This is a genomic window from Mesorhizobium sp. CO1-1-11, assembly GCF_020164995.1.
In the GTDB taxonomy this organism is placed as follows: domain Bacteria; phylum Pseudomonadota; class Alphaproteobacteria; order Rhizobiales; family Rhizobiaceae; genus Mesorhizobium; species Mesorhizobium australicum.
Window position 1 is genome coordinate 1 of record NZ_JAIUHE010000037.1, and the last position, 25,326, is coordinate 25,326.

25 protein-coding genes are annotated in these 25,326 nt (G+C 63.9%); 13 read left to right on the forward strand and 12 right to left on the reverse strand.

The annotated features are described in order from the left end of the window. Positions 1-596: PadR family transcriptional regulator (locus LB554_RS28350; protein WP_224588122.1), on the forward strand; the 596-nt coding region annotated here is incomplete at its 5' end. 89 nt (positions 597-685) lie between these two features. Here LB554_RS28350 and LB554_RS28355 read toward each other — a convergent pair. Further along, a complete protein-coding gene (locus LB554_RS28355) occupies positions 686-826 on the reverse strand; it encodes a hypothetical protein (RefSeq protein WP_224588124.1) in 141 nt (46 codons plus the stop codon). 142 nt (positions 827-968) lie between these two features. Between LB554_RS28355 and LB554_RS28360 the strand changes: the two genes are divergently transcribed. Beyond that, positions 969-1,610 (forward strand): TetR/AcrR family transcriptional regulator, encoded by a 642-nt coding sequence (locus LB554_RS28360; RefSeq protein ID WP_140617799.1) that lies wholly within the window; start codon positions 969-971, stop codon positions 1,608-1,610. Between the two features lie 44 nt (positions 1,611-1,654). Further along, positions 1,655-1,951 (forward strand): HlyU family transcriptional regulator, encoded by a 297-nt coding sequence (locus LB554_RS28365; protein WP_015316224.1) that lies wholly within the window; start codon positions 1,655-1,657, stop codon positions 1,949-1,951. A gap of 113 nt (positions 1,952-2,064) precedes the next feature. On the opposite strand, the gene LB554_RS28370 is transcribed toward LB554_RS28365, so the two are convergent. Further along, positions 2,065-3,099 carry a class I SAM-dependent methyltransferase gene (locus LB554_RS28370; RefSeq protein ID WP_015316225.1) on the reverse strand — a complete coding sequence of 345 codons (1,035 nt, stop codon included), beginning with the start codon at positions 3,097-3,099 and terminating at the stop codon, positions 2,065-2,067. 285 nt (positions 3,100-3,384) lie between these two features. On the opposite strand from LB554_RS28370, the gene LB554_RS28375 reads away from it, so the two are divergent. Further along, positions 3,385-5,385: a putative bifunctional diguanylate cyclase/phosphodiesterase gene (locus tag LB554_RS28375; protein ID WP_224588125.1), complete on the forward strand. Its 2,001-nt coding sequence runs from the start codon at positions 3,385-3,387 to the stop codon at positions 5,383-5,385. Positions 5,386-5,466: 81 nt separating this feature from the next. Here LB554_RS28375 and LB554_RS28380 read toward each other — a convergent pair whose 3' ends face one another. Both LB554_RS28380 and LB554_RS28385 read right to left on the reverse strand, forming a co-directional pair. Then, entirely contained in the window at positions 5,467-6,669 is a 1,203-nt protein-coding gene (locus LB554_RS28380; RefSeq protein WP_224588127.1) for an MFS transporter, read from the reverse strand. Between the two features lie 175 nt (positions 6,670-6,844). Beyond that, on the reverse strand, positions 6,845-7,303 hold the full coding sequence (locus LB554_RS28385) for an Lrp/AsnC family transcriptional regulator (protein ID WP_015316228.1): 459 nt from the start codon (positions 7,301-7,303) through the stop codon (positions 6,845-6,847). A 171-nt stretch (positions 7,304-7,474) separates the two neighbouring features. Between LB554_RS28385 and LB554_RS28390 the strand changes: the two genes are divergently transcribed. Next, positions 7,475-8,209, forward strand: a complete 735-nt coding sequence (locus tag LB554_RS28390) for an AzlC family ABC transporter permease (RefSeq protein ID WP_140713806.1) — start codon at positions 7,475-7,477, stop codon at positions 8,207-8,209. After that, positions 8,206-8,505, forward strand: coding sequence for an AzlD family protein (locus LB554_RS28395; RefSeq protein WP_015316230.1), 300 nt, complete (start codon positions 8,206-8,208; stop codon positions 8,503-8,505). The genes LB554_RS28390 and LB554_RS28395 overlap by 4 nt, the downstream gene beginning before the upstream one ends. Before the next feature lie 54 nt (positions 8,506-8,559). Here the strand turns inward: LB554_RS28395 and LB554_RS28400 are convergent, their stop codons facing one another. Continuing rightward, entirely contained in the window at positions 8,560-9,195 is a 636-nt protein-coding gene (locus LB554_RS28400) for an FMN-dependent NADH-azoreductase (protein ID WP_015316231.1), read from the reverse strand. Positions 9,196-9,302: 107 nt separating this feature from the next. On the opposite strand from LB554_RS28400, the gene LB554_RS28405 reads away from it, so the two are divergent. After that, complete coding sequence (locus tag LB554_RS28405; protein ID WP_015316232.1) at positions 9,303-10,265, forward strand: LysR family transcriptional regulator; 963 nt, start codon at positions 9,303-9,305, stop codon at positions 10,263-10,265. Positions 10,266-10,648: 383 nt separating this feature from the next. Here LB554_RS28405 and LB554_RS28410 read toward each other — a convergent pair whose 3' ends face one another. From LB554_RS28410 to LB554_RS28420, 3 genes are all read right to left on the reverse strand, one after another. Beyond that, positions 10,649-11,263: a TetR/AcrR family transcriptional regulator gene (locus tag LB554_RS28410; protein ID WP_224588130.1), complete on the reverse strand. Its 615-nt coding sequence runs from the start codon at positions 11,261-11,263 to the stop codon at positions 10,649-10,651. A 140-nt stretch (positions 11,264-11,403) separates the two neighbouring features. After that, positions 11,404-14,511 carry an efflux RND transporter permease subunit gene (locus LB554_RS28415; protein ID WP_224588131.1) on the reverse strand — a complete coding sequence of 1,036 codons (3,108 nt, stop codon included), beginning with the start codon at positions 14,509-14,511 and terminating at the stop codon, positions 11,404-11,406. Beyond that, complete coding sequence (locus LB554_RS28420; RefSeq protein WP_263486077.1) at positions 14,511-15,629, reverse strand: efflux RND transporter periplasmic adaptor subunit; 1,119 nt, start codon at positions 15,627-15,629, stop codon at positions 14,511-14,513. The genes LB554_RS28415 and LB554_RS28420 overlap by 1 nt, the downstream gene beginning before the upstream one ends. 79 nt (positions 15,630-15,708) lie before the next feature. Here LB554_RS28420 and LB554_RS28425 point away from each other — a divergent pair, with 79 nt between their 5' ends. Next, positions 15,709-16,287, forward strand: coding sequence for a TetR/AcrR family transcriptional regulator (locus LB554_RS28425; RefSeq protein WP_140878668.1), 579 nt, complete (start codon positions 15,709-15,711; stop codon positions 16,285-16,287). Positions 16,288-16,322: 35 nt separating this feature from the next. Then, a complete protein-coding gene (fabF, locus tag LB554_RS28430) occupies positions 16,323-17,591 on the forward strand; it encodes a beta-ketoacyl-ACP synthase II (protein WP_224588135.1) in 1,269 nt (422 codons plus the stop codon). A gap of 122 nt (positions 17,592-17,713) precedes the next feature. Here fabF and LB554_RS28435 read toward each other — a convergent pair whose 3' ends face one another. Further along, complete coding sequence (locus tag LB554_RS28435; protein WP_140727069.1) at positions 17,714-18,307, reverse strand: TetR/AcrR family transcriptional regulator; 594 nt, start codon at positions 18,305-18,307, stop codon at positions 17,714-17,716. A gap of 66 nt (positions 18,308-18,373) precedes the next feature. Between LB554_RS28435 and LB554_RS28440 the strand changes: the two genes are divergently transcribed. Next, the gene (locus LB554_RS28440) at positions 18,374-18,799 is read left to right on the forward strand and encodes a VOC family protein (protein WP_224588136.1); all 426 of its coding nucleotides are present in this window, start codon (positions 18,374-18,376) and stop codon (positions 18,797-18,799) included. Between the two features lie 9 nt (positions 18,800-18,808). Here the strand turns inward: LB554_RS28440 and LB554_RS28445 are convergent, their stop codons facing one another. After that, the gene (locus tag LB554_RS28445; RefSeq protein WP_224588139.1) at positions 18,809-19,759 is read right to left on the reverse strand and encodes a S1C family serine protease; all 951 of its coding nucleotides are present in this window, start codon (positions 19,757-19,759) and stop codon (positions 18,809-18,811) included. A gap of 166 nt (positions 19,760-19,925) precedes the next feature. Between LB554_RS28445 and LB554_RS28450 the strand changes: the two genes are divergently transcribed. Next, a complete protein-coding gene (locus LB554_RS28450) occupies positions 19,926-20,798 on the forward strand; it encodes a S1C family serine protease (protein ID WP_224588141.1) in 873 nt (290 codons plus the stop codon). Positions 20,799-20,806: 8 nt separating this feature from the next. Then, positions 20,807-21,493: a response regulator transcription factor gene (locus tag LB554_RS28455; protein ID WP_140713827.1), complete on the forward strand. Its 687-nt coding sequence runs from the start codon at positions 20,807-20,809 to the stop codon at positions 21,491-21,493. A gap of 244 nt (positions 21,494-21,737) precedes the next feature. Here the strand turns inward: LB554_RS28455 and LB554_RS28460 are convergent, their stop codons facing one another. Continuing rightward, entirely contained in the window at positions 21,738-22,004 is a 267-nt protein-coding gene (locus LB554_RS28460; RefSeq protein WP_140665914.1) for a type II toxin-antitoxin system VapB family antitoxin, read from the reverse strand. A 179-nt stretch (positions 22,005-22,183) separates the two neighbouring features. Here LB554_RS28460 and LB554_RS28465 point away from each other — a divergent pair, with 179 nt between their 5' ends. After that, positions 22,184-23,050, forward strand: coding sequence for an SDR family oxidoreductase (locus LB554_RS28465; RefSeq protein WP_140665917.1), 867 nt, complete (start codon positions 22,184-22,186; stop codon positions 23,048-23,050). Positions 23,051-23,490: 440 nt separating this feature from the next. Here the strand turns inward: LB554_RS28465 and LB554_RS28470 are convergent. Beyond that, positions 23,491-25,326: OmpA family protein (locus tag LB554_RS28470; RefSeq protein WP_224588144.1), on the reverse strand; the 1,836-nt coding region annotated here is incomplete at its 5' end.

Below are 25,326 nucleotides of genomic sequence, written 5' to 3' on the forward strand. Positions count from 1 at the left end.
GCTTCGGCCCGTTCGGGGGCAGGGGCGGCGGCGGTCGCGGCGGCCCGGGGGACTTCTTTCGCGCCGGGCGCATGCTGGCCGACGGCGACCTCAAGCTGATCACGCTGTCGCTGCTGGCCGAGGCGCCGCGTCACGGCTACGACATCATCAAGGCGCTGGAAGAGCGCACCAGCGGCATCTACAGCCCGAGCCCGGGCGTGGTCTACCCGACGCTGACCTTCCTGGAAGAGGCCGGCTATGCCGTGTCGTCGAGCGAAGGCAACAAGAAGGTGTTCTCGATCACCGAGGCCGGGCAGGCGCATCTGGCCGACAATCGCGAGATGATCGACGGCGTGCTCGATCATCTCGAGCGGTTCGGCCGCAAGATGGCCAAGGCGCGCGACTGGTTCGGCTGGAACGACGACGGCGAGGATCGTCGCGGCGGCCGGGGTGGACGTGGCGAGCGCTCCGAAACGCGCGACGAATTCCGCGCCATCCGCCACCGGCTGCGCGCGGCACTCGGCGAGATCGTCGATGCCCCGGCCGAAAAGCAGGCCGAGGCGATCGCCATTCTGGAAGCCGCCGCCGAAGCGCTGGAAGCGCTGACACATCGCTGAACCCATGTTGCGGCGCGTCTTCTGAAGCGCGAAAGCTCAATATAAAAGCCCGGGGAGATCCGGGCTTTTCTCGTCAGGGCAGGTCGGCATCATTCCTTGCCGACATATTCATTGATCAGCTTCTCGTTGCGCGCCTTCTCGATCTTGGCGGTGGTCTCGGCGGAGATGCGCTCGTCGGTGCGGTACTTGACCAGGTTCACGAGGCTGCCGGTGAGCAGCAGGATGCCCATGGCCCAGTAGCCGACAGCAGGAATGAACCTCGTTCAAGACCTTTTTGAACACTGTTCACGATACCCTGGATGTGGTAAACGAAGCGGCGTCGGGTCGAAAACAGCAGGTCATTTGCAAGGCGCCTCATTCAGAAGGAAAAGCATGGCACTCGACAAGGAAGAGACGGGCGAGCGGGTGCTGGCCATTGCCGAAGCGCTGCTCAACGAAGGCGGCATGGACAATCTGAAGGCCAGGACCATTGCCGAACAGGCGGGCATCTCGGTCGGCTCGGTCTACAACCTGTTTTCCGATCTGGACGGGGTGCACCGCGCCGTCAACATGCGCCTGCTCGACCGGCTGGGGGGCGCGGGCGCCGCGGCGATGGCCGAGCTTGCGAGGCGCGGCATCACCGACGTGCGCCAGCGGCTTTTGGCACTGGCCGGCGCCTATGTTCGCTTCGTCGAGGCGCATCCCGGCAGCTGGCCGGCGCTGCTTGCCTTCAACAGGAGGCGTCCGGTGCTGACCGAGCCCGATGTCTACGAGGCGCGGCTCGACCAGCTGTTCGAGATCATCGCCAGCGTGCTTGCCGATGGCGGCTTCGATCTCGACGAGGACACGCGCCGGATCGCCGCGCGAACCCTCTGGTCAAGCGTACATGGCATCGTCACCAGCGGCTATGCGGCCAGGTCCGACCGCCGCCAGACCGATGAGATCGGCCAGCAGATCGAGCTCCTGGTCTCCGTCTTCATCAGGGGACTGGAACGCGGCGGCACATTCGCGCATGCTGGAGGGACAACGTCGTGAATCGCACGCGAACCGCGATCGCCGGCGACAGGGAGATTTGAGCGATGTCTTTTTTGAAGCGTCTTTTCGGCGGCGGCGGTGGCGGCGAAGCGGCCGAGCCTGGAAATGCCGCGCCCGCCAAGCAGGTCGAGCACAAGGGCTTCACGATCAGCGCCACGCCCTACAAGGCTGATGGCCAGTACCAGACCTGCGGCGTCGTCTCCAAGGAAGTCGACGGCGTGGTGAAGGAGCACAAATTCATCCGCGCCGACCGTTTCGCCGGGCTGGACGACGCCGTCGACATCTCGATCAAGAAAGGCATCCAGCTCGTCGACGAACAGGGCGAGCGGATTTTCGGCTAGGGCATGCCGTTCCCGAAGCGAGCCTGGGGTGCGCGTAAGAGGACCGAAACCCTCGAGCACCGCGGTCGAAGCGCTCGAGGTCTTACGTCAGCCGGTTTGCATCCAGACGGGTATTATCCACGCTTGTGGATGACGCCGTAAAGCACGTTGCGGTTCTCGCCGAAGTAGACCTGCGCGTCGACTGCGTTGCGGTCGACGCTGGCGTTGATGATGTTCCACATGTCAACCTCCGACCGCAGCAGCAGCACCCAGTCCATGAACGTTTCCCGGTATCCGGCGTCAGGAGTGCCCTCGGCGTAGTTGGCGAACAGGAAGGTCCCGTTCGGCTTCAGCATCTGCAGGCAGGTCTTGGTGAGTTTCACGGCGACGTTGTGCTGGAGGTAGTCGTAAAGGCCGGAGGCATAGATGAGGTCGAACTTGCCGAGCTTGTGGCCTCTGGTGAGCACGGTGCGCACCGAGCCGTCGATGGCCTCGACCGCGGTGCCTTGGAAGTCGCGCGCGATCAGTCCGACGCTCTGGGGATCCTGGTCGAGCGCGACCCAGCGCTTGAGGCCGCCCTCGGCCAATGCGGCCGAACGGTTCGCCTCGCGCAGATGGCCGGCGGCGATCGCCAGGACTTCCGTTTCGGGCCCGTTCCTGGCCGCGGTTTCATCGACATAGCGGGTCAGCAGATCGCGGCGCTCGCGTGCGGCGACGCATGACGGAACGTTCTGGGTGTGGCTGTAAAGCGCCTTGCCGACCTCCGAGGCGCTTGCGACGCTCTCGGCAACATGCGGGTCGCAATAGATGTAGTCGAGCAACTGCGCGTCGCCGGAATAACCCCTGGGCTTGGTGAAGGACCAATGTGTCAGCGGATCCTCCAGAAAGTACTTCTGGATCGGGTGGTTCTGCGCCACCGGTATCAAGGCCTGCCAAACGTCGGGATGGACCTTGGCGCGCAGCGCGTTGAGAAGCGACAGCAGGCGGCGGACGATCTCGGCGGGAAATTTTTGCTGCTCGACCTGTTGCTGTGTGGCGTGGAGGATGAGCGCCAGCTCCGCGCGAGCGGTTTCGAACGCTTCGCCATGATGCTCGGGCTTTCCTCGACGGAGACCACCGGCGATCGCTTCAGCAGTAATCAGACTCTGGCCGTCAAAGACAGTTTGCACACCAAGGCTCCATAGTTAACAGTCAGTTAACTTATTGCGTAGAATACTCGATTTGCCAACGGCGGCTCCGTTGCATTCTATCGATATGATTAATTTCCCGCTAACCATATCAATTCTTTGGGGTTTTTGAGGGCGGGATTCCGGGTTCGAGTTAACGGAAACTTGTCCTGCGTCATTGCATTTGATCGCGCGGCAAAACGTGTCGCGCCAAGGAGTCGGTCTGCGTTGGGGGCAGAAGCTGGAAAAGAGTTCGGAACGCGAAATGTCCTTCAGTCGGGATTTGTCGTGAACGAACGCGCGTCATCCACAGTGGCCGATGCGGTGGATGCGGAACCGCCGCGTCAGGAGCTGGGGGCGGCCGAACTTCGAACCCTTTACCGCACGGAAGCCCAGGCGAAGCGAAGGAAGGAAGCCAGGCCAGGCCTCTGGATCGCCGTCGTCATCTACGTCTTGTTTTCGGTATCGGATCTGCTGCTGATACCCGACGTGGCCGCCCTTACAATCACGGCCCGCTTCGCTGTCGGACTGACTGCACTGTTGGTCCTGGAAGCACAGCTTCGCAGGGGAGCCGCCACCGACTGGCTTGACGTAACCTGCGCCGCGGCCATCATCTTTGGCTATATCGGCTGGCTTTGCCCCGCGTCCATGGGCGCGAACAAGGAAAGCGTCGCCTATTATATGGTCTTTGGCACCATTTTCATGATGAGTGCCAATCTCTTCTTCACATTCCGCTTCAAGGTCTCGATCATAACGTCGACGATAATTTTGTGCATCTTGTATGTGGTGAACTACTTTTTACCCGCTACGCTGATATACAAGATGGTCTTCGGCACTTTCTACGTTTCGTGCTTCACATTCACGTCCTATGTTAACTGGAAGCTGAACGAAGAACGCTACAACGTCTTCCTGAACGCGCTGGAAGCCAAGATCCAGCACAAGGAGGCGACCGAGCGCGGCAAGGCCCTGCTCAGGCTGTCGCGGACGGATCCGCTGACCGGGCTGGAGAACCGGCGCGCCATCGACGAAAAACTGCGCGACTATTGGAATGACTGGCAAAAGCTTGGCCACGGTTTCGCGGCGATCCTCATCGACGTCGACTTCTTCAAGAAGTTCAACGATTGCTATGGCCATCAGGAAGGCGACCGTTGCCTGATCCAGGTCGCCGATGCGCTCAGCGACCTGATCAAGCAACATGATGGCTCCATCGGCCGCTATGGCGGCGAGGAATTCATCGTCCTGGCCCGCATGGACAAGAAGGGCGAGGTCGCGGATCTGGCGGAAGCCATTTGCCGCACGATCGAGAACCTGGCGATCGCGCATGAGTTGCGCCGGGATGGCATCTCGATCGTGACGGCGAGCGTGGGCGCGGCGTTCACCAGGAAGCAGACCGCCGCCAAGCTGGAGAAGATCATCCACGAGGCCGATCGAGCGCTCTATCTTGCAAAAGCCAGCGGCCGAAACTGTGCCCGGCTGTTCGATCCGACCGATCCCCAGAGCAGCGACGAGAGCGAGAACCTGGCGGCCTTGCTGAAGATCGCCATTGGCCAGGACCTCGTTTCGCTCGTCTACCAACCCATCCAGGACGTCGCGTCGGGCGGGTTCGAGGCCGTGGAGGCGCTGATGCGCCTCAAGATGCTCGACGGCACCCTGGTTCCGCCGAGCCTGTTCATTCCCGTCGCGGAACGAACCGGCGCCATCCTCGAGCTCGGGCGCTGGGCAATAAGGACGGTGTGCGCCGAACTCCTGGCGCAGGATCACGTGCGCGTCGTCAGCGTCAACGTCTCGCCGATCCAGCTCAAGACGCCCGGCTTCGCGACGTCGGTCGCGACCATTCTGGGCGAGACCGGCGTAACCGGAAACAGGCTGGCCTTCGAGATCACCGAGGGGCTGGAGATGGAGATGCATTCCGACATCCTGCGCTGCATCAGCGACCTGAAGCTGCTCGGGATCAGGATCTGGCTCGATGATTTCGGGACGGGATTCGCCGGCCTTTCATGGCTTCGTCTCATCGACTTCGATACGGTCAAGATCGACCGCTCGTTCCTTCACGACTGCGGCACCCCCAAGGGCATGGCAATGCTGCAGGACATCATCGCGCTGGTCCGAAATCGCGGCCACAAGATCCTGGTCGAAGGGGTGGAGACCGAAGAGCAGATGGTCCTCATGCGCCAGTTCGGCATAGACAAGGTCCAGGGCTTTCACGTCGGCCGTCCGGCTCCGGCCGCGAATTTCCAGACCAAGCGGGCCATTCAGAAGCGGCCGTTCACGGTTCTCAAGTCGGCGTGACCGCGAGGTAGGCATGGCTTGACCGGCCATTGGCCCGTCAAGCCCGTCTGCCCTCTGGCGACGATTGCAGTGCGGCGATGCCTATGCCGTCTGCAACGCCCTGCGTGGCAGCGGCGGGAAGGCGATCGCTATGCCCGCGGCACCCAGGCCGATAAGCGCCGAGCCGATGAACAGCCAATGGTAGCTGGCATAGGCGTCGAAGATCATGCCGCCGGCAAGCGGCCCTAGCGCCATGCCGAGGCTGGAGAGCATGGTGGCGGCGCCGAATACGGTGCCGAGGATGCGCTGGCCGAAATATTCGCGCGCCAGCACCGCGTAGAGCGGCATGACGCCGCCATAGGTGGCGCCAAAGATGACGGCCAGCATATAGAACTGGTCGAGCTGGCTGATCGAGGGATAGGCGGCAATGACGATCGCCTGGATCGCCAGCCCGGCGATCAGCACCGGCTTGACCCCGAGCCGGTCGGCCAGCACGCCGTAGAGCAGCCTGCCGCCGAGGCCTGCCAGACCCTCGACACTGTAGATCGAGACAGCGGCCATCGGGGCGACGCCGCACAGCATGGCGTAGCTGACCATGTGGAAGATCGGGCCGGAATGAGCCGCGCAGCAGGCGAAGAAGGTCAGCCCCAGCACGATGAATTGCGGCGAGCGCAGCGCCTGGCCGACGGTGAGGCCGGCGCCTTCGGCGGCTTGTGATGCGGCGGCACCCGAGGCGACAGGCTTCGGCGGCTGGCGCACCAGAAGCACGGCGGGCAGCAGAAGCACCCAGGCCAGGATGCCGATGTCGAACATGGCGCTACGCCATTCGTAGGCGGAGATCAGCCAGCGGGCGAGCGGCGAGATCGTCATCGGCGCCACGCCCATGCCGGCCGAGACCAGCGATACGGCCAGTCCGCGATTGGTGTCGAACCAGCCTGACGTCAGCGCGATCATCGGTGCGAAGAAGGCGCTGGCCGCGAGCCCGACGAGCACGCCATAGGTGATCTGGAAGGTGAGAAGCGAACCGGCGCGGCTTGCCAGCACCAACGCCAGCCCGAGCAGCACGGCGCCGATCGTGACGACGATACGGGCGCCGAACCGGTCGGACAGGGCACCCCAGGCGAAACCGCCAAGGCCCATCACCAGGAAATTGAGTGTCATGGCGCTCGAAATGCCCGCGCGCGACCAATTGGTATCGAGCGCCATGGGTTCGAGAAAGATCGCCAGCGAAAACATCGTGCCGATGGCGACACAGGACATCAGCGCGCCAGCCGCGACGATGACCCAACGGTAGGAATGGTTCATGGTTTTCTCCCATGCCGGAACGCGGTCTTGTGGTGGCACGGTCCAGCTTCGCCGTGCCCTTGCGTCCGAAGGACGCCGGCACCAGCGCCCATCCTACAATCCGGTTGCATTTTTTATCCAGTCTGGACGTTAGGGCTTTGACGGATACAGACCCTTGGATTTGCGCTGGCTTGTCCTAGATCGGCAGTTCCGATGTGTATTTGATCGTCTGGCTCGGTACGTCGGTCTTGACGTTCTGCACGCCCTTGATGCGGCTGAGATGCTCCGACTGGAAGCGCCGGTAGTCATCGATGCCGGCGGCCACGACACGCACCATGGCGTCGCAGTCGCCGAGCATGAGATAGCACTCCATCACTTGCGGCAGCTTGGCGACCTCGGTGGCGAAATGTTCGATCGTGTCCTCGTCCTGTGCCTTCAGCCAGATGCGGGTGAAGAAGGTGAGGCCCTTGCCGATGCTGGCCGGATTGATCACGGCGACATAGCGGTCGATGATACCGGCTTCCTCCAGGAGCTTGACGCGCCGCAGGCAAGGCGAGGGCGACAGGCCGACCTCATTGGCCAGATCATTGTTGGCCATGCGGCCGTCTCGCTGCAACGCCCGCAGGATGCGTTTGTCGATGTCGTCGAGCTTCATGGCGTTGAATTCCATTTTCCTGCGGCTTCGTAACAGTGAATGCCAAAATCTGACGAAAGACAACAATCTTCGCAACCAAATTGCGGAGAGCTGTAGGTATGTTTTGCCCCTGACATCACGGGATTTTCAAACGCAGGGCAGGGCGGCTGTGGGGCCGCCCAATGGCAGGGTATGAGCATTTCACAGGCAGTCGAGACGGTCGGCAATGGTTCGGGATCGGAGTTTCGCCGTGGCGTGGCATCCTGCGCGCCGGTGCTGCTCGGCACCATCCCCTATGCGCTGGTGCTTGGCGCCCAGGCCGTGCAGAAAGGGCTGAGCACGGTCGAGTTGTCCATGATGACGGGGCTGAACTTCGCCGGCGGCTCGGAATTCGCGGCGGTCCAGCTGTGGACGTCGCCGCCGCACATCCTGCTCATCGTCGCCATCACCTTCCTGGTCAACAGCCGCCATCTGCTGATGGGAGCGGCGCTCGCGCCGTTCCTGCGCGACCTGCCGCGGCGCAAGGTGTTTCCGGCGCTGTTCTTCCTATGCGACGAAAGCTGGGCGCTGGGCCTGGCCGACGCCAAACAGCGCGCCGCCGCCGGTGTCGCACCGGCCTTCAGCCCGCGCTATTACATGGGTGCCGCGCTGGCGATGTATCTGACCTGGGTAGCCTTCACCACGCTGGGCGCCTTGCTCGGCCCGATGCTGGGCCATGTCGAGACCTACGGTTTCGACATGGCGTTTCCGGCCGTCTTCCTGGTGCTGATGCGCGGCATGTGGAAGGGCGTCGCGGCGGCGCGGCCCTGGCTTGTCAGCCTGGCCGTCGCGGCGCTGGTCTATCTCTTCGTTCCCGGCGCCTGGTATGTCGCGGCGGGCGCGGTGTCGGGGCTGGCCGCGGCCTGGCTGATGGCGGGTGATGCATGATCGACGCAGCGACCCTTCTCACCATCGTGCTGATGGCCGGCGTCACCTATCTGACGCGGATCGGCGGCTATGTCGTGCTGCGCAACCGCGTGCTCAGTCCCCGCGCCACGGCGGTGATGGAGGCAGCACCCGGCTGCGTGCTGATCTCTGTCATCGCGCCGGCCTTCGTGTCGCGCAATCCCGCCGATCTCGCCGCATTGGCCATCACCTTGGTCGCCGCGACACGGCTTTCCATGCTGCCAACCGTGCTGATCGGGGTCGCTTCGGCCAGCCTGTTGAGGCATCTGATCGGCTAGAACGAAAAAAGCAGGCGCGAACGCCTGCCTTTGACAAACCATGGACCGAGAGTCTTACGCTGCAGCCGCGACATCACGGCTGGCGGCAACCAATGCATCGACCGTGGCCGTAGCCTTGGCGAGCGCGGCATCCACCGCGTCAGGTCCCTTGGAGACGCCCTCGATGCGGATGACGTCGACATCGGTCATGCCGATAAAACCGAGCACGCTGCGCAGGTAGGGGACGGCGTGATCGAACTGCACGGCCGCACCTTCGGAATAGATGCCGCCGGAGGCCAGCACGATGTAGACCTTCTTGCCGGTGACGAGACCCTTGGGGCCGTTCTCGCCATAGGCAAAGCTCTTGCCGGAGCGGGCGACGTGATCGACCCAGGACTTCAACGTCGAGGAGATGTTGAAGTTGATGAAGCCGGTGGCCAGGATCACCGTGTCGGCGGCGAACAGCTCGTCAAGCACGACATCGGAAACGCCGACCACTTCGGCCTGGCGCGGGGTGCGGGCATCGGCCGGCGTGTAGATGCCGGTCGCATAGTCGGCATCGATATGCGGCAGCGGGTTGGCGACGAGGTCGCGCACGACCAGCGTGTTCGACGGGTCAGCGGCGAGAAGCTTCTGGGCGAACTCGGTGGCGATGCGGGTCGAGTGCGAGGCAGCGCCGCGCGGGCTTGAGGTGACGAGAAGAATGGACATAGCGGGTCTCTCCAGTGGGATGAACTGTCCCGCCATATATGGGGCATCGACCAATCAGATAAACTGGTATATTTTCGATACGATCCATCCATAAAGTAGATACAACGATGCAGCCCAACCCGACCCTCGACCAGCTCCAAATCCTTGTCGCCGTTGCCGATACCGGCAGTTTCTCGGCAGCCGGCCGCAAGCTCAACCGCGCGCAATCCGTCATCAGCTACGGTATCGCCAATCTCGAGGCGCAGCTCGGGCTGAAGCTTTTCGAGCGCGAGGGCACGCGCGAGCCGCAACTGACCGAGATCGGCCGGGCGATGCTGGAAGACGCGCGGCGCATGATTGGCGTGCTGCAGCGCATGCGCTCGCGCGTCGACGGGCACCATCACGGGCTGGAGGCCGAGGTGGCGCTGGCGGTAGACGTATCATTGCCTTCCCCCGTGCTGGTGCGGGTGCTCAAGGCATTCGAGGCGCGGTTTCCGACCGTGATGCTGCGCCTGTATATCGGCACGCTCGGTCTCATCCCCGATCTTGTCGTCAGCGGACAGGCCGATCTCGGCATTGGCGGCCTGCTAGGCGATGTCGACGTGCATCTCGTGCGCATCGGCTTCATGTCGCTGGTGCCGGCGGCAGCGCCCAATCATCCGCTGGCCCTGCTGCCGAAGCCGGTGGCGCTCGAGGATGTGCGCGAGCATACGCAGCTTGTCGTGATCGACCAGTCCGAGCGCACCAAGGGACGCGATTACGGCGTCTTCGCCTACCGCACGTGGCGACTGACCGACATGCGCACCAAGCACATACTGATGCGCGAGGGGCTCGGCTGGGGCGGGCTGCCGCGCTGGCTGATCGCCGACGACCTGGCCAGCGGCCGCCTGGTGGAACTCGACCTCGAACCCTACAAGGAAGTGAGTTCGCCCCTGTTTGCCATGCACCGCAACGATCGCAGTCCAAAGCCGGCGGCGGCCTGGCTGATCGACCGGTTCAAGCGCGGGCTCGGCTGCTTCAACGAGTTCGAGCCGGGCGAGGTGCCCGAAGAGGAGCCGGACACCGACGGTGATGCGAACGCCGGCGGCTGAATCCTGGAACTCAGCCGAAAATCATTCGATCTGCGTCACCCCGGAAACCACGAGCTGCGCCGTACGGGCGGTCAATTTTCCGCATTTGCGCAGTGTCGGTTTTTCATAGGTCCTTTTCATGTGTCCATCCCAAATGTGAGCCCGCAAGGTGGGTGAGCCAGCCACAACGGGATTGGACGGTTTCGGTTGCCTCGCCATTGCATTCTCCGCTGCGTACAAGGACACGATCACCTGCCTTTCGGAGACTGTTGGGGAACTCCACGCTTCACAGCCGGTCGCGATAATGTCCTTCCACTTTGCTGGTCGTCGCGAAACCAATGTGTCGACCTCCATCTTCTGGTCGCCTCCCATCGCTAAGCCCTGCCGGACCAACGGCACGCGCCTCAGTCGGACTTTCCCAGACCTTTCAGGATAAAGCGAATCTGCTCGCGCAGGCCAGCTTCGTCATCTTCGCCGTGTCGAAGGCGGTGCTCGATCAGAATCGGGTGGAAAAACGGCGTGAAGGCGGTCTTGACCGCGCGCGCTGCTTCCACTGGATCTTCGACCTTGAATTCCCGTGTTTGGATGCCCTCGCGGATAATCGCTTCGAGGATCGTTACCACCCGCTCGGTATGCGCCTTGATGATCGCGCAGTTGTTTTGCATGGCGGCGACAACCATCTCGTGCATGCGCCTTTCCTCGACCAGTGTGGTCTTGCTGTGATGGTGCATCGCGGTCAGGAGTTGGTCGAGTTTCTCCGGGGCCGGCGCGCTCGTGCATGCGATCGCAGAGGCGATCCCGGCGACCTCGTTGACGACCCGCCCGCAGACGGACTCGATGATCGCACCCTTGGAGGGGAAGAAACGATAGACGTTTGCCGTGCTCATGCCGAGTTCGGAGGCGATATCAGCCACCGATGTCTTATGGGTGCCGAGGCGGCGAAACTGCTCGTCCGCCACAGCCAGGATGCGCGCGCGCATCTCGTCGGGATCAGTTCGTGTTCGAACTGGACGGTTCATGCATGTCTCCAGAATTGATGAAGCGAACCGGCCGGACTCGCGTGGACGATCGTCTGTAAGCGGCAAGTTCGTGCCGTTGGCCTGTGTCCAGGCAGAGCCAACGGGCAAGAATTCGAACCGTCTCCTGCGACAACGGAGCCCTACTCGGCCGCCATTGCTGCCGGCACTTCCGGTTCCTCCGTTGAATTCTCCTGGTCATCCGTGGCCGGCTTGATCCGGAACCACGCGACGTAGAGTGCAGGGAGGAACAGCAGGATCAGCACCGTGCCGGCAGCCGTGCCGCCGATCAGCGTGAACGCCATCGATCCCCAGAAGACGGAGTGCGTGAGGGGGATGAAAGCCAGAACGGCGGCAAGTGCGGTCAGGATCACCGGCCTTGTGCGTTGCACCGTGGCCTCGATGACCGCCTGATAGTCGTCAAGACCGGCGGCACGGTTCTCCTTGATCTGTTCGGTCAGGATCAGCGTATTGCGCATCAGGATACCCGCCAGGCCTATCAGGCCCAGGATGGCGTTGAATCCGAAAGGCTGGTTGAAGGCCAGCAACATCGGTACGACGCCAACGAGACCGAGAGGTGCCGTCAGCATGACCATCGCCATCGTCGAGAAGGATCGCACCTGCAGTATGATGACGATCAGCATGGCGGCGAGCATGGCCGGAAAGACCTTGCCCAGCGCTGTGTTGGCCTTGGTTGCCTCCTCGATCGATCCACCCATTTCGATGCGATAGCCGGCAGGCAGGGATTGAATCAGCGGCTGAAGGGCCGTCATGATCTGCTTGGAAACCTCTGGAGGCTGGGTCGCCTCATTGATGTCCGAGCGGATCGTGATGACGGGTGTGCGATCGCGGCGTTTCAGGATCGGTTCTTCCAGACGAACTTCGGAGTGACCGATCTGGTCGAGTGGAATCTGGCGGCCCTCCCGGCTCATCAGCGAGAAATCCGCCAGACGCGATGGATCCAGTCGCTCGCCGCCGGCGCTGCGGGCCACGATGGGGACGTTGCGGATGTCCTCGCGGACCTGCGTGACCGGGATGCCGGTGAGGAGGAACTGGAGCTGCTGGGCCACTTCCGCCGGCGACAGGCCGATAAGGTTCAATCGGTCCTGATCCGGGATGAAGCGCAGTACCGGCGTGCGATTGCCCCAGTCGCGATTGGCCTGCCGCACGTCCGGTACGCCGCGCATGATGTCGAGGGCTTTTTCGGAGATGATGTACAATTGCCGCGGGTCTGGCCCCATGACCCGGAACTCGACCGGGAACGGCGTGTAAGGTCCGAACACGAGTTGCGTAACGCGGATGTTCGCTTCAGGGGCAAGCCCTGTCGCAACCGCTTCACGGAGCCTGTGCTTCAAGGCCTCGCGCGCGTCCGCGTCCGGTGTCAGGACGACGATCTTGGCGAAGGCGGGATCGGGCAATTCGGGCGCCATGGCGAAGAAGAAGCGGGGAGCGCCCTGACCGACATAGCTCGTGACGATCTTGGCCTCGGGCTGGCCGCCAAGCCAGTGTTCCAGTTTCTCGACCGTGGCGGTCGTCGTCTCGATGCTGGTGCCCTCCGGCAGGCGAACCTCGACCAGCACTTCGGGACGGTCGGATGTCGGGAAGAACTGCTGCTTGAGACCGCTCATGCCGACAACCGAAAGCGCGAAGACGATGCCGACGGCAGCGCAGGTCACGAACTTGTGGCGCACGGCAAAGGTGATGAGCCGGCGAAGGCGCCGATAGTTCGGTGTGTCGTATATGGCGTGAACGCCGCCTTCGACCGGTTTGATCGCGGGCAGCATCTTGACGCCCATATAAGGGGTGAAGAAAACCGCGACGACCCAGGAGACGATGAGGGCGAACCCCACGACCCAGAAGATGTTGCCGGCGTATTCGCCGGCCGTCGAGCGCGCGAAGCCCACCGGCAGGAACCCCGCGATCGTCACCAGCGTGCCCGACAGCATCGGCGCCGCGGTGTGGCTCCATGCATAGGCCGCCGCCTTGATGCGATCCATGCCCTCTTCCATTTTCACCACCATCACCTCGATGGCGATGATGGCGTCGTCGACGAGGAGGCCCAGCGCCAGGATGAGGGCACCAAGCGTGATGCGGTCGAAGAACCGGCCGGTTTCCAGCATGATGAGAAACACGACGGCGAGCGTCAGCGGGACGGCGGCCGCCACGACGATGCCGACGCGCCAGCCGAGGCTGAGCAGGCTCACCAGCAGCACCACGCCAAGCGCCATCGCGAATTTGATCATGAACTCGTTGACCGACGAGCCGATGTTGACGGCCTGATCGCTCACTTTGGCCAGCGTCATTCCGAGAGGCAGCGTCTGTGCGATCGCTGCTGACCTCTCCTCCAGTGCCGTGCCGAGTTCAAGACCATTCCAGCCCTCCTGCATCACCGCCGCGAGCATGATGGTCGGCTCACCCTGGTGACGGATGACGTAGGTGGCAGGATCCTCGTAGCCGCGCCGGACCACGGCGATGTCGGAGAGCTTCAACGTCCGTCCCGCGGCGACGATCGGCGTGTCGGCGACCGTCTGGACACTGTCATAGGCGCCGTCGACGCGGATGAAGACCTGCGGCCCCTCTGTGTCGATCGAGCCCGCCGGTGTGACGGTGTTCTGCCGCTGCAGGGCGGCGACGATATCCTGCGCCGACACGCCGAGGGTTGCCAGCTTGGCATAGGAAAACTCGACGAATATCTGTTCGGGACGTTCGCCGAGGATGTTGATCTTCTTGACGCCGGGCACATGCAGAAGGTCCTGGCGAATGGTCTCGGCCTGCCTGGCGAGTTCCCGCATGGGCAAGCCCTTCGCCTTGAGGGCGTAAAGAGCGAAACTCACATCGGAATATTCGTCGTTGACGAAGGGGCCGAGCACGCCGGGCGGCAAGTTGCGGGCTTCATCCCCGAGTTTCTTGCGGGCCTGATAGAATTCCTCCTGCACGCTGGATGGCGGAGTGCTGTCCTTCAGCGTGACCGTCAAATAGGCATAGCCTGGCCGTGTCGTCGTCTCGACACGGTCGTACCAGGTCAGCTCCTGAAGTCGCTTCTCCAACGGTTCGGCGACGAGGTCCTGCATCTCGCGCGCCGTCGCGCCCGGCCATACCGTCGTGACCGTCAGGGTCTTGATGGTGAAGTTGGGATCCTCCGCACGTCCAAGCATGAGGAAAGCGTAGGCGCCGGCGGCGACGAGCAGAATGATGAAGAAAAGGGTAACGGCTCGCTCGCGAACGGCGATCGCGGAAAAATTGAGGCTCATCAGTTGCTCCTGTTTTCAGAGGCAGTCCTGACGCGAGCGCCTTCCTGCAGGAGATGAGCACCGAGCGAAACGATCGAATCGCCCGAGCTCAGCCCGGAGATCACGGCGGTTTCGCTGGTTACACGAACAAGCTTGACGGGCCGAAAGTGTACGGTCGAGGTTCCGCCGTCCAAACTCCAAACGCCGGTCTTCTGACCATCGTCCAGCACGGCTCCGAGCGGCACCTGGACTTCCGTTTGACTTGCCTGGCTTGCAAGCCGGATGGTTACCGTCGCGCCAAGCGGTGCTGCCGCGGCCTCACCATCGAGCACATAACGGGCCTCATAGGTACGAGTCTGGGGATCGGCAGCGTCCGACAACTGCCGGAGATGCGCCGTAAAATGCCGCCCATCGCCCCCATACAAGCCCGCCTCGGCTACCGAGCCGATCGCCGGCCGGATCGTTTCGGGAAGCGTGACCACCGCCTCACGGGGGCCGGCGTTCGCGATCCGAACCACGGTCTGTCCCGCGGCGACAACCTGTCCTGGCTCGCCAAGCGTTTCGACGACGGTTCCGTCGGCGTTCGCGTCCAGGACGGAATAGGCCGCCTCGTTTTCCGCGACCTTCGCTTCCGCTTCGGTGGCGGCAAGCTGTGCAGTCGCGGTATCGAGTGCTGCCTTCGCCTGCTCGTAACGCTGCGGGGTTGCGGCCAACTCCTTCTTGACCAGAACCGCATAGCGCTTCTCGTCCGCACTGGTCTGAACCAGGACAGCGCGCGCAGCCGCGACAGCGTTGCGCTTGGCGGTGAGGGCAAGGGCAAGATCGGTATCATCGATCCGCAGCAGCGGTTGGCCCGCCTTGACCTGTTCGCCGACATTTACAAGGCGCTCGATGATCTTGCCGGGTACGCGAAACCCAAGATTGCTCTGCACCCTCGCGGCAATTGTACCCGTGAAGCCGCGTTCGGATCCTGTCACCGCCACTGCCGTCACGAGTCTGACGATCGGTGCTTCCTGCCTCGGGTCAGCCACGACGGCGGCTGCCTGTGTGCGAATGGGAAGTGTGACGAATGCAGCCACCCCAAACCCCGCGACCAGAACGCTCCCCAGCCCAATAATGAGTTTCTTTTTCACGCCCATCGCCTTCTGTGAAAATAGATTGCATTCGTACTCTATAACTGATATAGATTATGAACGCAATCAAAAAAGGAGACGAATGATGCGTGTGACTCGCAGCCAAGCTGAGCAGAACCGGCAAACCGTGATCGATGTAGCGAGCCGGCTTTTTCGGGAGCGCGGATTCGATGGCATCGGCGTCAAGGATTTGATGGAGGGCGCCGGGCTGACCCAAGGCGGGTTCTACAAGCAGTTCGCGTCCAAGGACGACTTGGTCGCGCAGGCGTCCAGACGGGCATTGGAAAGCGCTGCGAACCGATGGTCGACGGCGGCCGCGGCGAGCCCTGAGGATCCGCTTGGCGCCGTGATCGACTTCTATCTCAGCACGGGGCATCGCGAGGAAAGGATGGACGGCTGCCCGGTGGTTGCGCTTGGCTCGGATGCTGCCAGGCAAGGCGCCGAGGTGAAGGCATCATTTGAGGCCGGCATCCGAGAATACCTCGAGATGCTGGGCTCATGGGTTGGCGAGGCGGACGGCGATGCGCCCGGCGGTAAAGCCATGGCCGTTCTCTCGACAATGGTCGGCGCGGTCGTCCTCTCGCGCGCCGTCAATGATCCCGATCTCGCGAAGGCTTTTCTGAGTGCCGCCACCGCTCAGGTTCGCGAAGCCGTCGCGGCTTGAAAGCCGCACGCGCTGGCCAACTGATAGGAGAATAGATGCGACGGATCGTTGTTACGGGCATGGGAGCGGTCACGCCGCTCGCGGCCAATGTCGAAGCGTCATGGTCGCGCCTGCTGGCCGGCCGTTCGGGGCTTCGAAAGCTTCCGGACGACATGGCGCGAGACCTGCCGGCGAAGGTCGGTGGAATGGTTCCTTCCTTGCTGGAAGACCCCGAAGTTGGCTTCGATCCAGACATCGTCCTGGCGCCGAAGGACCAGCGCAAGGCCGACCGCTTCATTGTCTTTGCGCTGGCGGCTGCGGAAGAGGCGGTTGCCCAGGCCAGGTGGAACCCGGTCTCGGACGATGACAGGACCCGCACCGCGACGATTATCGCGTCGGGTGTCGGAGGATTTCCCGCGATAACCGAAGCGGTGCGAACCGTCGACCTGCGCGGTGTTCGGCGTCTCTCACCGTTCACGGTGCCGTCGTTCCTGGTGAACATGGCGGCGGGACAGATTTCGATCCGATATGGGTTCAAGGGTCCGCTCGGCGCTCCGGTGACGGCCTGCGCGGCCGGCATCCAGGCGATCGGCGGTGCGGCGCGTCTTATCCGCGCCAACGAGGCCGACATCGCGGTCTGCGGCGGAACGGAAGCCTGCATCAATACGGTCAGCCTCGGCGGCTTTGCCGCGGCACGCTCTCTTTCTACATCCTTCAATCATCGTCCTGAGGAGGCCTCCCGCCCGTTCGACATGTCGCGCGACGGCTTCGTCATGGGCGAAGGCGCCGGCATCCTGGTCATCGAGGCATTGAGCCACGCGCTTGCGCGCGGCGCCAAACCGCTTGCCGAACTGGCCGGCTACGGCACGACGGCGGACGCTTATCACATCACCTCCGGCCCCGAGGATGGCGACGGTGCGCGCCGGGCCATGGAGATCGCGATTGCCCAAGCCGGTATTTCGGCACGGGAGGTCCGCCACCTCAACGCGCACGCGACCTCCACGCCAGTCGGCGACTTGGGGGAAATCGCCGCGATCAAAAGGGTCTTCGGAGAAGATTTCGGCATAGCCGTCAGCGCAACGAAGTCGGCGACCGGCCACCTGCTTGGCGCCGCCGGCGGGCTTGGGGCGATCTTCACGGTCCTGGCGCTCAGGGACCAGGTCGCACCGCCAACCCTCAATCTGAGCGCCCCCGATCCGGCAAGCGACGGGATCGACTTCGTCGCAAACCACGCCCGGCCGATGGAGATGGATTACGCGATTTCCAATGGCTTCGGCTTTGGCGGCGTGAACGCCAGCGCATTGTTCCGGCGCTGGACGGACTAGCCGCGGCTTGCGGCAATCGTGATGTCCTGGTCGGGCAGTGGCAGCCGGCGACAAGTTTACGCATGGCGACATCGTCGCCCCGCACCCGGGCGATGACTGCACGATATATTCGCGGGGGCACTTCAGGCGCGCGACAGTCCGTCTATCAGCGCCGTCAGCACGGCGCGGTAGTCTTCGCCCGACGCACCGGCCTCGATGGCGAGCGCCGCGCGGTCGAAGGCGGCGGCAAGCAGCGCGGTCAGCGCTTCGGGCGGCAATCTTTTCATCGACTGCGTCCGCATCGCCGCGACAAGACCCTCGCGCAGCGAGCGGTTGCCGTGGCGGTTGTCGATCGTGTCCATGGCGGTGCGGCCGAGCACGGCGGGGCCGTCGAGCAGCAAGAGCCGCGTGCGGCCGGGCGCGCGCATGGCCGTGAGATAGGCATCGGAACCGGCAATCAGCGCATCGCGGGCGCTGAGCGAAGGCGGGGAGGCGCGGTCAATCTCTCGCGCCACCGCCGCGGCTTCCTGTTCGACCACGGCGGCGAAAAGCGCCTGCTTGTCGGCGAAATGGTGGTAGAGCGCGCCGCGCGTCACGCCAGCGGCGGCAACGATCTCCGGTGTGCCGGTCTCGGCATAGGATTTTTCCGTGAACAGTTTGCGCGCCGCCGCGATCAGGTCGGCACGCGTTGTCTCGGTGCGATCGCGGTTGGAACGACGCGCGGATTCCTGTTGCATACATGCAGCCTGTATGTTAATTCAACTTACATGCAGACTGTATGTTAGTTGACGGGAGAAGGAAAGATGAAGACGACGAGCTACTATCCGGTGCTGATGACCGGCGATGTCGCCGGCACGGCGGCCTTCTATGTCAGGCATTTCGGTTTCCGGCCGTTGTTTGAGAGCGACTGGTACGTGCATCTGCAGTCGGTGGACAACAAGCACGTCAATCTCGGCATCGTCCAGGGCGACCACGAGACGATTCCCGAGGAGGGGCGGGGGCGGACTTCCCGGCTGCTGATCAATTTCGAGGTCCGCGATCCCGATGCGATCCATGACCGGATCCTTGCTGCCGGCCTGCCTATCCTGCGAACGCTGCGTGACGAGCCTTTCGGCCAGCGCCATTTCATCACCAGGGATCCCAACGGCGTGCTGATCGACGTCATCAAGCCGATCCCGCCCAGCGAGGAGTTCCTGGCGCGGTATGCGGAAGGCGCCCCGGGGGCTTGAACGGCAGCCTCAGCTCGCCCGTGCCACCGGCGTCACCGTCACCTGGCTGACGCCGGTGCGGCGCACCACGGTGCACAGCGTCTCGCGGTCGATGCGCTCGGCGTCGAGCATGCGCACGAGGTCGTCGACGCCGGTCACCGGGCGGCCGTCGATTGCGGCGATGATGTCGCCTTCCCTGAGACCTGCCCTGGCCGCCGGGCCGTCCTTCTCGACGCTGCGCAGCCGTACCGCCGTGCTGGTCGAGACCTGCGACAAGAGAGCCGCGCGCCGCGGCAGGTTTACCGTGTCGGCGGAGACGCCAATGAAGGCGCGGCGCACGCGGCCGAAGCGGATGATCTCCGAAATGACAAAGTTCGCGGTGTTGGAGGCGACGGCGAAGGCGATGCCTTGCGCGCCATGGATCATGGCGGTGTTGACGCCGATCACCTCGCCGGCCGACGAGACCAGCGGACCACCTGAATTGCCGGGGTTGAGCGCGGCGTCGGTCTGGATGACGTCGTCGATCAGCCTGCCGGTCGAAGCTCGCATCGAGCGGCCGAGCGCCGAGACGACGCCGGAGGTGACGGTCCATTCGAAGCCCAGCGGATTGCCGATGGCAATCGCGATCTGGCCGCGCCGCAGCCGCTTGGAATCGCCCAGCGGCGCCACGTCGGCGAAGCTGCCGTCAGCGCGCACCAGGGCGATGTCGGTGTCGGGGTCGCGGCCGAGCACGCGGCCTTCGCTGGAGGCGCCGTCCGGCATCGAGACGCGTACCGTCCTGGCGTCACCCACGACATGGAAATTGGTGACGACCAACCCGTCAGGCGCGATGACGAAGCCCGAGCCGTGGCCGCCAGGCCCCCCGATGCGCTCGATGCGGCAGACAGCCGGGCCGATGCGGTCGACCGCGTCGGCAACCGTCGTCGAATAGGCGTCGAGCAATGTCTCGTCCGGTTGGAATTTTGGCGCGGCGAGGGCCATGGGGGCTCCGTGTTTTCAGGCTTGATCGTGACTATATGTGCGGAGCGGCCGGAACCGCCGCGACCTGACCAGATGGCCAGTCGAACCCGCAACTAGCCGTCAGGCGAGTACCTCCTGGCGTACTGCCGAGCGATATCTGGGGCATGAGAAAACCCAGGAGATCATCATGAGCGACTTCAATCTGAATGCATTGTCCGATGCCATCGCCGATATCGCCGACAAGGCGACGCCGGCAACGGCAAGCTTCGCCACGCATCATCACCGCACGGCGAGCGCCTTCCACTGGGGCGACGGCTATTTCGTCACCGCCGAGGAAGCCGTCGAGGCCGGCGAGGAGATCGAACTGACACTGGCCTCCGGCGAGACGGCGAAGGCCGAACTGGTCGGCCGCGATCCTTCGACGGGCGTCGCCCTGCTGAAGCCCGCGGATGCGGCCAGCGCGCCTGTCCTCGATAGAGCCAGCCCCGTTCGGCCAGGCAATATCGCCATAGCCATCGGCAGCAGCCAGGGCTCGGTGCTGGCCGTGTCGGGCTCGGTCGGCGAAGTCGGCCCGGCCTGGCGCTCGATGCGCGGCGGCGCCATCGACCGGCGCATCAACCTGGCTGTCGGTGCCGGCGGCCGATTCGAGGGTGGCCCGGTGCTGGACGCCAAGGGCGCGCTGATCGGCATGCTTCTGTTCGGCCCGCGTGGCCGCGCGCTGGTCATGCCCTATGAGACGATCGAACGCGCGGTGGCGACGCTTCGCGAAAAGGGCCATGTCGCACGTGGTTACCTCGGCGCCGGCCTGCATCCGGTGCGCGACCGCGACGCGCACGGCGCAATGGTGATGAGCCTCGACGACAATGGCCCGGCCAAGGCAGCTGGCCTCTCGCTCGGCGATATCATCGTGGCGTGGAACGGCGAGGCCGTGCATGGTCCGCGAGATCTGATCCGCCGGCTCGGGCCCGACAGCGCCGGTGCTTCGGTGAAGCTGGGTGTCGTGCGCGGCGGCGAACAGCGCGACGTCGTGCTGACGATCGGCGAAAAGCCGCTGAGCTGAGAGGACGGATGGAAAGCGACACGCTGATAAGGCCTGACGTGGCGCGCGGCGAACGCCAGCTCGTGGTGCTGATCGCACTACGCGATGCCGTGCGTGCCGAGCGCTTGTCGACTTCGCTTGCCATGGCCGACGATCTGCTGCCGGTCGTGGCCGGCGGCGGGGTCGCCGATGTCGCCATCGTCGATGACGCTGTCGCCAACGGCACGGCTTCGGTCGATCGAGCCGGCGTCGGCGGCAGCACGACGCCAAAGGTACTGCTTTCGGACCGCGCGGGCCGGCCGCAAGGCCAGGTGTTTGCGGTGCTGCCGTTGGCCACGGATGCAGCTTTGATCGCCGCTGCCGTCAGGCTGGCCGCCGCCGGCTACCGGGTGTCCGGCGAAGGGCGTTCGATGCCCGATAGGCATGAGGATTTCGACCGCGGTGACGCGGCCAATGGGGATGGAAGCCATAGCGGGTTGTTCGGCGAGGAAACGGTCGACGATGGCGCCGCCGCCCGGCCAGCGCTGTCGCCGCGCGAGGCGGAAGTGCTGGCGCTGCTGGCCGAAGGGGCGCCCAACAAGGTGATCGCGCGGCGGCTCAACATCTCCGTCCACACAGCGAAGTTCCATGTCGCCGCGATCCTGATCAAGCTCGGTGCCGCCAATCGTACGGACGCCATCGCGATCGCGATGCGGCAGGGGCTGGTTCTGGTTTAGGAGTGGATGTCGGGCAAGTCTGACGATTATCTTCAGAGGTCGGCGCTGCCGCTCATCCGCCTACCGGCACCTTCTCCCCGTATAATGACGGGGAGAAGGGAGTTGCCGCGACCTCGGCGCTCCTTTTGCAAAGGTGATGATTGGCGAAGTCCGCGATGAGAGCGTCTTTCTCCCCGTCACTATACGGGGAGAAATGCCCGGCAGGGCAATGAGGGGCGGCGCGACGGTGCGGACGAAGTATCCGTCAGCTGCTCGGTATTTCGAGTTCATCGTAACCGAGTACTTCGTCTTCGGTCATTGGGCGGTCCCGATCAGGTATCCGGCCTGCTTGCTCTGAAATTTCCATCAGCCTCGCGATCAGGTCAGACTCGTTTTGCTGAGAAGTCAGGTGTTCGCGAGCAGTTTCGTTTTCGAGGCTCTGCCGGATCGCTTCGGTCACCGGCACACCACGGCTCTTGGCAAGTTCTCGGGCCAACCGCTCCACTTCGACATTCTTGATGAACAAAGCCATTTGGTGATCTGCCATCCGGTATGGAATCATACGCCAAATCGGTTTCGGCGCCACGTCGTTTGCTGCCGACAAGGCACGGTACCCTCCGCTACGTCACCATCGCGTCGCACCACAAGCTCTTGTATCCGGCTCTGGCGCGCGCAAGGATCGCGACACAAGACAATCCAGGCGGAGGAAAAATGTCGCTCAAGGGAAAGACGCTGTTCATCTCCGGCGGGTCACGTGGCATCGGGCTGGCGATCGCGCTGCGCGCCGCGCGCGACGGCGCCAATGTGACGATCGCCGCCAAGACGGCGGAGCCGCATCCGAAGCTGCCGGGAACGATCTACAGCGCCGCTGAAGAGATCGAGCAGGCCGGCGGCAAGGCACTGCCGGTGCTATGCGACATCCGCGAGGAGGCGCAGGTTGCCGAGGCGGTCGGCAGAACCGTCGAGAAATTCGGCGGCATCGATATCTGCGTCAACAATGCCAGCGCCATCCAGCTTACCGGCACGCTGGAAACCGACATGAAGCGCTACGATCTGATGCATCAGATCAACACGCGCGGCACCTTCCTGGTGTCCAAAATGTGCATTCCACACCTGAAGTTGGCGAAGAACCCTCACATCCTGAATCTGGCGCCGCCGCTCGACATGAAGGCCAAATGGTTCAAGAACCATGTCGCCTACACCATGGCCAAGTTCGGCATGTCGATGTGCACGCTGGGCATGAGCGCGGAATTCGCCAGGGATGGCATCGCGGTCAATTCGCTGTGGCCGATCTCGACCATCGACACGGCCGCGGTACGCAACCTTCTGGGCGGAGCGACGGTCGCGGCGATGAGCCGGTCGCCGGACATCATGGCCGATGCCGCGCACGCGATCTTCATGCGGCCGTCGCGCGAGGCATCAGGCAATTTCTACATCGACGAAGAGGTGCTGCGCGCCGAGGGCGTCAGCGATTTCTCGGTCTATGCGCCTGACGCAACCGGACCGCTGGCCGGAGACTTTTTTGTGCCGGATGAGGTGTTTGCCAGGACGGACAGCAAGATCAGGAACATCTACTGAAGGGGATCCTGCCGCCGCCGCTTGCTTTCAAAAAGGACTCGACATCGAACGGCTCCGGTTCACCTGACTGGTCGCCCGACGAAGCCGCTCAAGCCTCTGATCGCCGGTTTCTTCCGTAGGCATCAATTCGCCTCGTCCCGTTGAGCGCGTATTTCGGCCGGCAGGCACCGTTTGCTAGGTGGATCTGAAAGCAAAAAACCCCGCCGGAGAGGGCCGGCGGGGCTCAATGCGTCCCGCTGGAGTCGGGACGGGGCAGGGAACGCCCAGTCAGGAATCTGGGGTGCGAAGCCCGGTGATTCAATGACCCGGCTCTAGGGGTCTGTACAATTCTTGTTGACCCGAGCCGTGCCGTCCGCGGTCTCTCCCATCCCGGTTGACCGGAATGGGACCTTGTTGCCGACCTCGTTCCAGAAACCACTGCAAGTGGCTGGAAACGCAGGTCAGTTGTTGCTCGCCACCGGCGCCACGAGCGAGGTGATGCGGCGGATGGCGACGCGCCGGTTCTCGCGGTTGGGCGCCGAGGTGTCGACCTTCAGGTACTCCTCGCCATAGCCCTGTGTCGTCAGGTTCTCGGGCGGGATGCCGAAGGCGTTGGTCAGCGCTTCGGCGACCGCTTCGGCGCGACGGTCCGACAGAGCAAGGTTTGCCTCGGGCGTGCCGACGGCGTCGGTGTGGCCCTCGATCAGGAAGGTCTCGGCCGGGTTCTTTTTCAACAGCTTCTCCATGGCGTCGGCGACACCCTGGAGCTTCTGTACCTCGGTGTCGGAGATCGAGGACGAGCCGAATTCGAAATTCAGCGTGTCGAGGTCGATCCGCCGTGCAATGTCACGCACGCGGGCCGAACGCTTGACCTCGTTGATCGAATACAGACGCTGCACTTTCTCCACCGGCGGCTGTTCGAGGAAGGTGTAGTAGTCGTCGGGACTTTCGACATCCTCGGAATCGAGGATGTAGTCCCGGCGCGGGATGGTCAGCCGCATCGGCGGCAGGTCATCGCCGGGATCGCGCCAGTCATCTTCGTCCTGGTAGCTGCGCTCGTCGACATAGCTCAGCACGTATTCGCGACCGTCGGGCGCGATGCGCGACCGCTGCAGGATGTCGCCGTAGCGGTTGCGTATGGTGACGATCCGGAAGCCATTGTCGCGCTCGACTGTCTCGCGCGTGCGGCCTTGCGGCAGGTCCTCGTAGTAGACATCCTTGGCGCCGCGGGTCAGGCGCGGGCGATCGTTGCTCTGGACGAACGTCTGGTCGTTGAACTGGACGATCACCCGGTCGCCGATTTCCTTGAGCACGTCGACGCCCTTGGGCCGGCGGCGGTCACGGATGTCCTCGTCAGGCGCGCGCTCGAGCCGCTTGCCCTTCTCCTGCGTCACCGGGACGATTTTTTCCGTCTTGATCGCCTCCTGGGCGGCTCTGTCGTCGGTTGGAGGGGGACCCTGATCCACCGGCGCCACTACCGGCTTCCGGCCCTGGTCACCGCCCTGCTGGGCATTCTGCCCACCATTCTGCTGCCCGCCGTTCTGCTGTTCGCCATTCTGGTTGGCGGGCTGGGTGGCCGGGTTCCCGCCGCCCTGGCCGTTCTCGCCGCGACCCTTGCGCCTGGCATCCTTCTGGCTGTCGAGGATGGGGGCGGCATTCTTGTCGGCGGGGGCTTCGCCCTGAACCCGGTTTTCGCCCTGGACAGGCGCGGCCTTCCCATTGGTAGCGGCCCCACCGGTGGCGGGCTGCTCTCCCGTCGCCGGCTGTTCGCCGGTGGTGGGCTGCCTACCGGTCTGCGGCTGTTCGCCGTTCGCGGGCTGCTCGCCATTCGCCGGCTGTTCGCCAGCCGGTTTCCTGCCGTGCTTCTTCGTCTTGTCTTGGGATTGCTCGCCCTGGGCGGGAACCTGCTCGCCGGCGGGAGGGGATTCAACCTTCGGCGTCGCTTCGCCGGCAGGAGCCTGCTTCGGTGTCGGAGCGGTCTCCGGCACGGCGGACGGCGCCTCTTTCTGCTGGTCCAGCTTGTGTTTCCTGCCAGGCTTGGTCGGCTGGTTGTCGTTGGCAGGCGCGGCCTCGCCGGCGGGCGCCTGCTCGGTCTGCTGCTGGTCGCGGTTCTTCCTGCGCGGCTGCTGCTCGTTGGTTGCAGGCGCGGCCTCGCCGGCGGGCGCCTGCTCGGTCTGCTGCTGGTCGCGGTTCTTCCTGCGCGGCTGCTGCTCGTTGGTTGCGGGCGCGGCCTCGCCGGCGGGCGCCTGTTCGGTCTGCTGCTGGTCGCGGTTCTTCCTGCGCGGCTGCTGCTCGTT